Genomic DNA, 11,149 nt, shown 5'->3' with positions numbered 1-11,149 from the left:
GCACTAGCCGTACGATCGGCCGCATGGCGGAACGTGCACTGCGGATCATGGTCTACAGCGACAACCCGCGAACCCGTGAGCAGGTGCAATTGGCGCTCGGCAGGCGGGTGCATCCGGACCTGCCCGAGCTGACCTACGTCGAGGTCGCCACCGGTCCGATGGTGATCCGGAAGATGGACGAGGGCGGCTTCGATTTGGTGATCCTGGACGGCGAGGCCACGCCCACCGGCGGGATGGGTATCGCCAAACAGTTGAAAGACGAGATCGCCGACTGCCCGCCGATCCTGGTGCTGACCGGCCGCCCCGATGACGCTTGGCTGGCCAGCTGGTCGCGCGCCGAGGCCGCGGTCCCCCACCCGATCGACCCGATCCGGCTCGGCGACGCGGTGGTGTCTCTGCTGCGCGCGCCCGTGCAGTAGACGAGAGACCAATCGCACTGTTGCCCTTGCCATTTCATGGCATGACAACATGGCTGCACGCAGCTAATAGCGACTCTAACCAAAATGCGTGGCACCCGTCTCAAAGGCCGCTAGGGTGTGGGTAAGCTCACATCGACAGCCCACGAGGGAGCGTTTGCTCGGTATGGATTTGTACACGCCAATACTGGTTCTCGGCGCCATTGCGGCTGCGTTCGCAGTCGGTTCGGTCGGCATTGCACTGCTGGTCGGACCGAGGCGCTACAACCAGTCGAAATTGGAGGCCTACGAGTGCGGCATCGAACCGGTGCCGGAACTGGCCTCTGCCCACGCATCAGGCCAGCGATTTCCGATCAAGTACTACCTGACCGCGATGTTGTTCATCATCTTCGACATCGAGATCGTGTTCCTCTACCCCTGGGCGGTCGCTTTTGACAGCCTCGGCATGTTCGCCCTGGTAGAGATGCTGCTGTTCATGCTGGTGGTGTTCGTGGCCTATGCGTACGTCTGGCGGCGGGGAGGCCTGACATGGGACTAGAGGAAAAGCTCCCCGGCGGCATCCTGCTGTCCACCGTTGAGAAGGTGGCCGGCTACATCCGCAAGGGTTCACTGTGGCCGGCGACGTTCGGGCTGGCCTGCTGCGCGATCGAGATGATGGCCACGGCGGGCCCACGCTTCGACATCTCCCGGTTCGGCATGGAGCGGTTCTCGGCGACGCCGCGGCAGGCGGACCTGATGATCGTCGCAGGCCGGGTCAGCCAGAAGATGGCGCCGGTGCTGCGCCAGATCTACGACCAGATGGTCGAGCCCAAGTGGGTGCTGGCGATGGGCGTGTGCGCATCCTCGGGTGGCATGTTCAACAACTACGCCATCGTGCAAGGCGTTGATCACGTCGTGCCGGTCGACATCTATCTGCCTGGCTGTCCCCCGCGACCGGAGATGCTGCTGCACGCAATCTTGAAGCTGCACGACAAGATTCAGGAAATGCCGCTCGGCGTGCACCGCGAGGAGGCGATCCGGGAAGCCGAGAAGGCGGCGTTGGCGGTCACACCGACCATCGAGCTCAAAGGGTTGCTCAGATGAGCGAGAACGGCAACGGGCATCAGGCTGATCGGAATCCGCCCGAGGTAATCGGTGTGCGCCGCGGCATGTTCGGCGCGAAGGGCTCGGGCGACACGTCGGGCTATGGCCGGCTGGTCCGTCCGGTGGCTCTGCCCGGCAGTTCACCGCGGCCATACGGCGGTTATTTCGACGATGTGGTCGACGCGCTCACCGCGGCCATCGGCCAGAACGGTTACGACGCCTCGATCGAACGGGTCGTGGTGTTTCGCGACGAGCTCACCCTGGAGGTTCGGCGGGAGCAGTTGCCCGCGGTGGCTCAGGTGCTGCGCGACGACCCCGCGCTGCGGTTCGAGCTGTGCCTCGGGGTCAGTGGTGTGCACTACCCCGACGACAAGGGACGCGAACTGCACGCCGTGTACCCGCTGATGTCGATCACCCACAACCGCCGCATTCGTGTCGAGGTCGCCACCCCCGACGAGGACCCGCACATCCCAAGTCTGTTTTCGGTGTATCCGACGGTCGATTGGCACGAGCGCGAGACCTACGACTTCTTCGGCATCGTCTTCGACGGCCATCCCGCGCTCACCCGCATCGAAATGCCCGACGACTGGGTCGGCCACCCGCAGCGCAAGGACTACCCGTTGGGCGGCATTCCGGTGGAATACCACGGCGCGGAGATACCACCGCCCGATCAGCGGAGGGCCTACAACTGATGAGCGCACCCACCAACCCGCCCGAACGGGTGGTCGTCGTCGGCGGTCAGGACTGGGACCAAGTCGTCGCTGCCGCAAGGGAAAACGCCGCTTCGCATGCCGGCGAGCGGATCGTCGTGAACATGGGACCGCAACACCCCTCCACGCACGGAGTGCTGCGGCTGATTCTCGAGATCGAGGGCGAGACCATCGTGCAGGCCCGCGCGGGCATCGGCTATCTGCACACCGGCATCGAGAAAAACCTCGAGTTCCGCACCTGGACTCAGGGGGTCACCTTCGTCACCCGAATGGATTATCTATCACCGCTTTTCAACGAGACGGTGTACTGCCTCGGCGTCGAGAAGCTGCTCGGCGTCACCGACGACATCCCTGAGCGGGCCAGCGTCATCCGCGTGATGATGATGGAACTCAACCGCATCTCCTCACACCTGGTCGCGCTGGCCACCGGCGGTATGGAACTGGGCTCCATGGGCGCGATGTTCTACGGATTCCGTGAGCGCGAACAGATCTTGTCCATCTTCGAAACGATCACCGGGCTACGGATGAACAATGCCTACATCCGGCCGGGCGGTGTGGCGATGGATCTGCCGGAAGAAGCCGTCCCCCAGATCCGCGACATGCTCAAGCTGATGCCGAGGCGGCTCAAGGATCTCGAGGATCTGCTGACGGAGAACTACATCTGGAAGGCTCGCACGCAGGGCATCGGCTACCTTGATCTGACCGGCTGCATGGCGCTCGGTATCACCGGACCCTGCCTGAGGTCGACCGGCCTGCCGCATGATCTACGCAGAGCCCAACCCTATTGCGGCTACGAGAATTACGAATTCGACGTCATCACCGACGACGCCTGTGACTCGTACGGCCGCTACCTGATCCGGGTCAAGGAGATGCACGAATCGTTGAAGATCATCGAGCAGTGTCTCGACAGACTGCAGCCAGGACCGGTGATGATCACCGACAAGAAGTTGGCCTGGCCCGCCGATCTGAAACTCGGGCCCGACGGGCTCGGCAACTCGCCGGAACACATCGCCAAGATCATGGGCCACTCGATGGAGGGACTCATTCACCACTTCAAACTCGTCACCGAGGGCATCCGCGTGCCCGCGGGCCAGGTGTACGTCGCGATCGAATCGCCACGCGGTGAACTCGGCGTGCACATGGTCTCCGACGGCGGCACCCGGCCATACCGGGTGCACTACCGGGATCCGTCGTTCAACAACTTGCAGGCCGTCGCCGCCATGTGCGAGGGCGGCATGGTCGCCGACGCGATCACCGCGGTGGCGTCCATCGACCCGGTGATGGGTGGGGTGGACCGCTGATGAGCGCTTGCGCGAAGAGGGGACCCCGCCGCACGGCAGGGGAGCGAGGGCAACGATGAGCGCTTGCGCGAAGAGGCGAGGGCAACAATGAGCGCTTGCGCGAAGAGGGGACCCCGCCGCACGGCAGGGGAGCGAGGGCAGCGTTGAGCGTCTTCCTCGAGCTGGGCCAGCGACCAGATGAGCCCGGCCCACCGATCCACGGCGCCAAGACATATCCGGCCGACGTCCAGGCGAGGTTGGCCGCCGACGCCGAGAAGGTGATCGCCAAGTACCCGCAGGGCCGCTCCGCCCTGCTGCCGCTGCTGCACCTCGTGCAGTCCGAGGACGGCTGCCTCACCTCGGCAGGCATCGCGTTCTGCGCTGCGCAACTGGGCTTGACCGACGCCGAGGTCACCGCAGTCGCCACCTTCTACTCGATGTACCGCCGCACGCCGACCGGTGAGTATCTGGTGGGGGTCTGCACGAACACGCTGTGCGCGATCATGGGCGGCGACGCGATACTCGATGCGCTGCAAGAACATCTGGGTATTCATGCCGGCGAGACCACCTCCGACGGTCGCGTCACGCTCGAACATGTCGAATGCAACGCCGCATGCGATTACGCGCCCGTCGTGATGGTCAACTGGGAATTCTTCGACAATCAGACGCCGTCGTCGGCCCGCGACCTCGTGGACGGCCTGCGGGCCGGCCAGCCGCCGACGCCGACGCGCGGCGCACCGCTGTGCACGTTCAAGGAGACCGCGAGAGTGCTTGCCGGACTTCCAGATCCGGAAGCCGCGGCCGCGCAGGGGCCGGCGGGGGACGCGACGTTGGCGGGTCTGCGTGTCGCTCGGGAACGCGGCATGACGGCACCCGAAGTTGAGGTGGCGACCGATTCGCACAGCGGGCCCGACGACGGCAAGGCCGCGGCCGAGGCCACGAAGGACCAAGCCGCCCCCGGTCCGTCGGCGACAGTGCCGCCCGAACCGAATGAACCCGAGACTGACCCGAGCGCAACGGACTCGAAGACATGACGCAATTGACTCCTGTTTTGAGCCGGTTCTGGGACGAACCCGAATCGTGGACGATGGACACCTACCGTCGGCACGACGGCTACAAGGCGCTGCAACGGGCGCTCGGCATGGCCCCCGACGACGTGATCGCCACCATGAAGGATTCGGGCCTGCGCGGCCGCGGCGGCGCAGGGTTTCCGACCGGCACCAAGTGGTCGTTCATCCCGCAAGACGACACCGGCGCGGGTGCCAAGCCGCACTACCTCGTGGTGAACGCCGACGAATCGGAACCCGGTACGTGCAAAGACATTCCGCTGATGCTCACCACGCCGCACTTCCTCGTCGAGGGCATCATCATCGCGTCGTACGCGATCCGGGCGCACCACGCGTTCATCTACGTGCGCGGCGAGGTGGTGCCGGTGCTGCGACGACTGCAGGCCGCGGTCGCCGAGGCCTATGAAGCCGGCTATCTGGGCACGGACATCCTGGGCTCGGGCTTCGATCTGGAGTTGATCGTGCACGCGGGCGCGGGCGCCTACATCTGCGGCGAGGAAACGGCGCTGCTCGACTCGCTGGAGGGCCGACGCGGCCAACCGAGGCTGCGCCCTCCGTTCCCTGCGGTCGCAGGCTTGTACGCCTCGCCCACCGTCGTCAACAACGTGGAGTCGATCGCCAGCGTGCCGCCGGTTCTGCTCAACGGCGTGGACTGGTTCCGGTCGATGGGTACCGAGAAGTCGCCCGGCTTCACGCTGTATTCGCTGTCGGGACACGTCACCAACCCCGGGCAATATGAAGCGCCGCTTGGCATCACGTTGCGCGAACTACTCGACTACGCGGGCGGCATCCGGGCCGGGCACTCGCTGAAGTTCTGGACCCCAGGTGGCTCGTCCACCCCGCTGCTGACCGACGAGCACCTCAATGTGCCGTTGGATTACGAAGGGATGGCGGGGGTCGGCACCATGCTCGGCACCAAGGCACTGCAGATCTTCGACGAAACCACCTGCGTGGTACGCGCGGTCCGGCGCTGGACCCAGTTCTACGCGCACGAGTCCTGCGGCAAGTGCACGCCCTGCCGTGAGGGCACCTACTGGCTGGCGCAGATCTACGAGCGGTTGGAGACAGGCAGAGGGACCGAAGAGGACATCCAGAAGTTGCTGGACATTTCCGACAACATCTTCGGGAAGTCGTTCTGCGCCTTGGGCGACGGCGCCGCGGCGCCGATCATGTCGTCGATCAAGTTCTTCCGCGACGAATACCTTCAACATCTGTCTGGTGGTTGTCCGTTCGATCCGCACGCCTCGACGCTGATGGCTACGGAAGAGGTGGGTGTGTGATGGCGCGTTTCTACGGCGAGCAGACGCAGAAGGGTGTCTTGCGTCGGCGTGTCGCACGTTTTTGCGTCTGCTCGCGCCAAGAAGTGGGGTGTGTCTAGATGACCCAGACGGTTGATTCTGGTGACACCGGCACCGCCGAAGCGGTCGAGATGGTAAGCGTCACCATCGACGGTGTGGAAGTCAGTGTGCCCAAGGGCACCCTGGTGATTCGGGCCGCAGAACTCATCGGCGTGCAGATCCCGCGGTTCTGCGATCATCCGCTGCTCGACCCGGTGGGCGCGTGCAGGCAATGCCTGGTCGAAGTCGAGGGCCAGCGCAAGCCGATGGCGTCGTGCACCACGACCTGCACACCGGACATGGTGGTGCACACCCAATTCACCTCGGAGGCCGCGGACAAGGCTCAGCAGGGGGTGATGGAACTCCTGCTCATCAACCACCCGCTGGACTGCCCGGTGTGCGACAAGGGTGGCGAGTGTCCGCTGCAGAACCAGGCGATGTCCAACGGCAGGCCCGAGACGCGGTTCGACGACGTCAAGCGGACCTTCCCCAAGCCGATCAACATCTCCTCGGAAGTCCTGTTGGACCGCGAGCGCTGCGTGTTGTGCGCACGATGCACTCGGTTCTCCGAGCAGATCGCCGGCGACCCATTCATCGAACTGCTCGAACGTGGTGCGCTGCAACAAGTCGGCATTGCGCCGGGCGAGCCGTTCCAGTCGTACTACTCCGGCAACACGGTGCAGATTTGCCCGGTCGGCGCACTCACCGGCGCCGCATACCGATTCCGGGCCCGGCCATTCGACCTGGTGTCCAGTCCGAGCGTCTGCGAACACTGCTCGTCGGGCTGCGTGCAGCGCACCGACCACCGCCGTGGAAAGGTGTTGCGCCGCTTAGCCGGTGACGACCCACAGGTCAACGAAGAGTGGAACTGCGACAAGGGCCGCTGGGCGTTCACCTACACCACCCAAGGTGACCGCATCACCACTCCGATGATCCGCGACGACGACGGCAAGCTGCGCCCGGCGTCATGGTCCGAGGCTCTCGCCGTGGCGAGCGCAGGTTTGGCAGCGGCCTACGGCAGCGCCGGCGTGCTGGTCGGCGGCCGGGTGACCGTAGAAGATGCCTACGCCTATTCAAAGTTCGCCCGAATGGTCCTGGGCACCAACGACATCGATTTCCGCGCCCGTTCGCACAGCGCCGAGGAAGCCGATTTCCTGGCCGCGCACGTCGCAGGGCAACCCATGGCGGTCACCTACGCCGATCTGGAAAAGGCGCCATCGGTGCTGCTCGCCGGGTTCGAACCCGAAGAGGAATCCCCCATCGTCTTCCTGCGGCTACGAAAAGCGGTGCGCAAGAACGGCTTGCAGGTCAAGTCGATAGCGCCGTTGGTCACCCGCTCACTGACCAAGCTGCGCGGGGAATTGATCGCGACGGCTCCCGGCGACGAGGCCGCCGCCCTTGACGGACTCTCCGATGACGCCCACCTGAAGATGCCCGGCGCCGTTGTCATCGTCGGTGAGCGATTGGCCGGCTCGCCCGGAGCCCTTTCCGCCGCAGCCCGATTGGTCGCGGCGACCGGTGCCCGGCTGGCGTGGATACCGCGACGGGCCGGTGAGCGCGGCGCATTGGAGGCGGGCGCGCTGCCAGGTCTGCTGCCCGGCGGCCGCCCCGTCAGTGACGCCTCGGCCCGCGAACAGACGTCCGCCAGTTGGAATTTCGGCGAGCTACCGGCGACCCCGGGCCGGGACACCGCCGGCATCCTCGAAGCGGCACGAACCGGCGAACTGGGCGCGCTGCTCGTCGGCGGTGTCGAAGTCGCCGACCTACCGGACCCGGACGCGGCGTTGGCCGCGATCGACACAGCACCGTTCGTGGTGAGCCTGGAGTTACGGGAAAGCGCCGTCACGGCGCTCGCCGACGTCGTCTTCCCCATTGCGCCGGTGGTGGAGAAGGCAGGCTCGTTCATGAACTGGGAGGGCCGGATTCGCCCCTTCGCGCCGTCGCTGCAGACCAATGCGCTGCCGGATCTGCGGGTGCTGGCCTTCCTGTCCGATGAGCTCGGGATCGATCTGAACATGCAGTCCGCCGCGGTCGCGGGCGACGAGCTGGCGCGCCTCGGGCAGTGGGCGGGCCAGCGCCCCGCTTCGCCGCAACAGGTGGCCGCCAAACCGCCCACACCGGGCCAAGGGCAGGCCCTGCTGGCCGGGTGGCGCATGCTGCTCGACGCGGGTCGGTTGCAGGACGGTGAACCGCATCTCGCAGGCACCGCGCGCCCGCCGGTCGCACGGCTGTCGGCGACCACCGCGGCCGGGATCGGCGCCGCCGAAGGCGATCTGGTGACGGTGAGCACCGATCGCGGCGGGATCACACTGCCGCTGGAGATCACCGACATGGTCGACGGCACCGTGTGGGTGCCGGTCAACTCCGTCGGTTCAGCGGTGTATCCGCAACTCGGCGTGACGGCAGGTTCCGTGGTATCGATCGGACGGTCCACCTCATGACGACATATCCCGACCCCACTCTGTTCGGCCACGATCCGTGGTGGCTGGTCATCATCAAGGCCCTCGCCATCTTCGTGTACCTGATGCTGTCGGTGCTGATTGCGATCTTGATCGAGCGCAAGCTGCTCGGGTGGATGCAGAATCGGCCAGGCCCCAACCGCGTCGGGCCGTGGGGGTTGCTGCAGTCTCTGGTCGACGGCGTCAAGCTGGCCCTCAAGGAGGGCCTCATCCCGGCCGGCGTGGACAAGTTCATCTACCTTGCGGCCCCGGTCATCTCGGTGGTGCCCGCGTTCATCGCGTTCGCGGTGATCCCGATGGGCGGCGAAGTGTCGATATTCGGCCACCGAACCGCCCTGCAGTTGACCGATATGCCCGTCGCGGTGCTCTACATCCTTGCCGCGACATCGATCGGCGTGTACGGAATCGTGTTGGCGGGCTGGGCATCGGGCTCGACCTATCCCCTGTTGGGTGGCCTGAGGTCGAGCGCTCAGGTGATCTCGTACGAGATCGCGATGGCGTTGTCGTTCGCGGCGGTGTTCATCTATGCCGGCACGATGTCGACGTCGGGCATCGTCGCGTCACAGCAGGGGCTGTGGTACATCTTCCCGCTGCTGCCGTCGTTCCTGGTCTATCTCACCTCGATGGTCGGCGAAACCAACCGGGCTCCTTTCGATCTGCCGGAGGCCGAAGGTGAACTGGTCGGCGGGTTCCACACCGAGTACTCGTCGATCAAGTTCGCGATGTTCATGCTCGCCGAATACGTGAACATGACCACGGTGTCGGCGCTGGCGACCACGCTGTTCCTCGGCGGCTGGCATGCGCCGTGGCCGATCAACATGTGGGACGGCGCCAATTCCGGTTGGTGGCCGTTGTTTTGGTTCGTGGCCAAGGTCTGGACGTTCATGTTCTTCTTCTTCTGGCTGCGCGCCTCCCTGCCCAGGTTGCGCTACGACCAGTTCATGGGGCTGGGGTGGAAGCTGCTGATCCCGGTGTCGCTGGCATGGATCATGATCGTCTCCACCGCCCGCGCGCTGCGCAATCAGGGGTGGGACCAACTGACGACCGGCCTGATCACCGTCGGCGCAGTGGCGGCACTGATTCTTCTGTTCGCACTGTGGCGGTCGCTGCGGTCGAGAACTGTTCGAAAGCTGCCCGAACAAGTCGTCGACACCGGGGCCTTCCCGGTGCCGCCGCTGCCGACAGCTTCAAAGGAGAAGACACATGCCTAGGTTCCTGGATGCCATCGCGGGCTTCGGAGTCACGTTCTCCACCATGTTCAAGAAGCGGCTCACCGAGCAGTACCCGGAGAAGCCTGGCCCCGTGGCCAAGCGCTACCACGGTCGCCACCAGCTGAATCGCTATCCGGATGGGCTGGAGAAATGCATCGGTTGTGAGTTGTGTGCATGGGCCTGCCCTGCCGACGCGATCTACGTCGAGGGCGCCGACAACACCGAGGACGAACGCTTTTCCCCGGGTGAACGCTATGGCCGCGTCTACCAGATCAACTATCTGCGGTGCATCGGCTGCGGGCTCTGCATCGAGGCGTGCCCGACCAGGGCGCTGACGATGACCAACAACTACGAGATGGCCGACGACAACCGCGCTGACCTGATCTGGGGCAAGGACAAGTTGCTTGCCCCACTGCAACCGGGCATGCTGCCGCCGCCCCATGACATGGCGCCGGGCAGCACCGACGAGGACTACTACCGGGGCACCATCAAGCCGATAACCGAGGACGCCAAGTGAGCGTCGAGATCCTCGCGGCCCTCTCCTCGAACACCGTCGGACACACGTCGACGACGGAGGCGGTGCTGTTCTGGGTGCTCGGCACGGTCGCCGTGCTCGGTGCGATCGGCGTGGTGGCGGCACCCAAAGCGGTGTACTCGGCGATGTTCCTGGCCACCACGATGATCGTGCTGGCGGTGTTCTACATCGCGCAGGGCGCGCTGTTCCTCGGTGTCGTACAAGTGGTGGTTTACACCGGTGCGGTGATGATGCTCTTCCTGTTCGTGCTGATGCTCATCGGTGTCGACTCCTCGGAATCGCTGGTGGAAACGATTCGGGGACAACGGGTTGCGGCGATCGTGGTCGGGCTCGGCTTCGGCGTTCTGGTCATCGCGGGAATCGGCAGCGTATCGGTGAACGGTTTCACCGGGCTGTCGGAGGCCAACGCGGGCGGCAACGTCGAGGGGCTGGCGGCACTGATCTTCACCAAGTACCTGTGGGCGTTCGAGTTGACCGGCGCCTTGCTGATCACTGCCGCCCTCGGCGCGATGGTGTTGGCACACCGCGAACGCTTCGAGCGGCGTAAGTCGCAACGCGAACTGGCACAGGAACGTTTCCAGCCTGGCGGCCACCCGACGACCCTGCCCAACCCCGGCGTGTACGCGCGCAACAACGCGGTGGACGTCGCCGCTCGGCTGCCGGACGGATCGCCCGCGGAGCTTTCCGTCAGCGCGATCTTGCAGAGGCGAACCGTCGGTCAGACCAGCGGCAGGAATGGTGATTCGTGAACCCGGACAACTACCTGTACCTGTCGGCGCTGCTGTTCACCATCGGAGCCTCGGGAGTGCTGTTGCGGCGCAACGCCATCGTCATGTTCATGTGTGTGGAATTGATGCTCAATGCCGCGAACCTCGCATTCGTCGCGTTCTCCCGCATGCACGGCCATCTGGACGGTCAAGTGGTGGCCTTCTTCACCATGGTGGTCGCCGCCTGTGAGGTGGTGATCGGACTCGCGATCATCATGACCGTCTTCCGCACCCGCAGGTCGGCTTCGGTCGACGAAGCCAGCCTGCTGAAAAACTAAGGCTGC

Annotated in this window: 12 protein-coding genes; all 12 read left to right on the top strand. The window is 65.2% G+C overall.

What is annotated here, in order from left to right:
* Positions 1 to 23: 23 nt before the first annotated feature.
* The 12 genes from ACGFK1_RS00365 (at position 24) to nuoK (ending at position 11,143) form a co-directional block, all read left to right on the top strand.
* Positions 24 to 419, top strand: coding sequence for a hypothetical protein (locus ACGFK1_RS00365; protein ID WP_393423915.1), 396 nt, complete (start codon positions 24 to 26; stop codon positions 417 to 419).
* 163 nt (positions 420 to 582) lie between these two features.
* Positions 583 to 954, top strand: a complete 372-nt coding sequence (locus ACGFK1_RS00360) for an NADH-quinone oxidoreductase subunit A (protein WP_393423912.1) — start codon at positions 583 to 585, stop codon at positions 952 to 954.
* The gene (locus tag ACGFK1_RS00355; RefSeq protein ID WP_067808240.1) at positions 945 to 1,499 is read left to right on the top strand and encodes an NADH-quinone oxidoreductase subunit B family protein; all 555 of its coding nucleotides are present in this window, start codon (positions 945 to 947) and stop codon (positions 1,497 to 1,499) included. Before ACGFK1_RS00360 ends, ACGFK1_RS00355 begins: the two co-directional genes overlap by 10 nt.
* On the top strand, positions 1,496 to 2,191 hold the full coding sequence (locus tag ACGFK1_RS00350; protein WP_393423908.1) for an NADH-quinone oxidoreductase subunit C: 696 nt from the start codon (positions 1,496 to 1,498) through the stop codon (positions 2,189 to 2,191). Before ACGFK1_RS00355 ends, ACGFK1_RS00350 begins: the two co-directional genes overlap by 4 nt.
* Positions 2,191 to 3,510 (top strand): NADH dehydrogenase (quinone) subunit D, encoded by a 1,320-nt coding sequence (gene nuoD, locus ACGFK1_RS00345; RefSeq protein WP_393423905.1) that lies wholly within the window; start codon positions 2,191 to 2,193, stop codon positions 3,508 to 3,510. Before ACGFK1_RS00350 ends, nuoD begins: the two co-directional genes overlap by 1 nt.
* 143 nt (positions 3,511 to 3,653) lie before the next feature.
* On the top strand, positions 3,654 to 4,523 hold the full coding sequence (gene nuoE / locus ACGFK1_RS00340; protein ID WP_393426223.1) for an NADH-quinone oxidoreductase subunit NuoE: 870 nt from the start codon (positions 3,654 to 3,656) through the stop codon (positions 4,521 to 4,523).
* Positions 4,520 to 5,836, top strand: coding sequence for an NADH-quinone oxidoreductase subunit NuoF (gene nuoF, locus ACGFK1_RS00335; RefSeq protein ID WP_393423902.1), 1,317 nt, complete (start codon positions 4,520 to 4,522; stop codon positions 5,834 to 5,836). The genes nuoE and nuoF overlap by 4 nt, the downstream gene beginning before the upstream one ends.
* A gap of 98 nt (positions 5,837 to 5,934) precedes the next feature.
* Complete coding sequence (locus tag ACGFK1_RS00330; RefSeq protein ID WP_393423899.1) at positions 5,935 to 8,334, top strand: NADH-quinone oxidoreductase subunit G; 2,400 nt, start codon at positions 5,935 to 5,937, stop codon at positions 8,332 to 8,334.
* Entirely contained in the window at positions 8,331 to 9,563 is a 1,233-nt protein-coding gene (gene nuoH / locus ACGFK1_RS00325; protein WP_393423897.1) for an NADH-quinone oxidoreductase subunit NuoH, read from the top strand. Before ACGFK1_RS00330 ends, nuoH begins: the two co-directional genes overlap by 4 nt.
* Positions 9,556 to 10,080 carry an NADH-quinone oxidoreductase subunit NuoI gene (gene nuoI / locus ACGFK1_RS00320; RefSeq protein ID WP_393423894.1) on the top strand — a complete coding sequence of 175 codons (525 nt, stop codon included), beginning with the start codon at positions 9,556 to 9,558 and terminating at the stop codon, positions 10,078 to 10,080. Before nuoH ends, nuoI begins: the two co-directional genes overlap by 8 nt.
* An 8-nt stretch (positions 10,081 to 10,088) precedes the next feature.
* Positions 10,089 to 10,847 carry an NADH-quinone oxidoreductase subunit J gene (locus ACGFK1_RS00315; protein ID WP_393426220.1) on the top strand — a complete coding sequence of 253 codons (759 nt, stop codon included), beginning with the start codon at positions 10,089 to 10,091 and terminating at the stop codon, positions 10,845 to 10,847.
* On the top strand, positions 10,844 to 11,143 hold the full coding sequence (gene nuoK / locus ACGFK1_RS00310; protein ID WP_393423891.1) for an NADH-quinone oxidoreductase subunit NuoK: 300 nt from the start codon (positions 10,844 to 10,846) through the stop codon (positions 11,141 to 11,143). Before ACGFK1_RS00315 ends, nuoK begins: the two co-directional genes overlap by 4 nt.
* The last annotated feature ends 6 nt before the right edge of the window (positions 11,144 to 11,149 follow it).

This window comes from Mycobacterium sp. NPDC048908, assembly GCF_043197955.1.
Lineage (GTDB): Bacteria > Actinomycetota > Actinomycetes > Mycobacteriales > Mycobacteriaceae > Mycobacterium.
The sequence above is the reverse complement of the archived record's forward strand: the minus strand, read 5'-3'. Positions and strand labels throughout refer to the sequence as shown.

Excerpts from the sequence above, each read along its gene's own strand:
- nuoF (WP_393423902.1), top strand. The coding sequence starts at position 4,520 with ATGACGCAATTGACTCCTGTTTTGAGCCGGTTCTGGGACGAACCCGAA.
- ACGFK1_RS00365 (WP_393423915.1), top strand. The coding sequence starts at position 24 with ATGGCGGAACGTGCACTGCGGATCATGGTCTACAGCGACAACCCGCGA.
- nuoD (WP_393423905.1), top strand. The coding sequence starts at position 2,191 with ATGAGCGCACCCACCAACCCGCCCGAACGGGTGGTCGTCGTCGGCGGT.
- ACGFK1_RS00355 (WP_067808240.1), top strand. The coding sequence starts at position 945 with ATGGGACTAGAGGAAAAGCTCCCCGGCGGCATCCTGCTGTCCACCGTT.
- ACGFK1_RS00350 (WP_393423908.1), top strand. The coding sequence starts at position 1,496 with ATGAGCGAGAACGGCAACGGGCATCAGGCTGATCGGAATCCGCCCGAG.
- ACGFK1_RS00330 (WP_393423899.1), top strand. The coding sequence starts at position 5,935 with ATGACCCAGACGGTTGATTCTGGTGACACCGGCACCGCCGAAGCGGTC.
- nuoI (WP_393423894.1), top strand. The coding sequence starts at position 9,556 with ATGCCTAGGTTCCTGGATGCCATCGCGGGCTTCGGAGTCACGTTCTCC.
- nuoH (WP_393423897.1), top strand. The coding sequence starts at position 8,331 with ATGACGACATATCCCGACCCCACTCTGTTCGGCCACGATCCGTGGTGG.
- ACGFK1_RS00360 (WP_393423912.1), top strand. The coding sequence starts at position 583 with ATGGATTTGTACACGCCAATACTGGTTCTCGGCGCCATTGCGGCTGCG.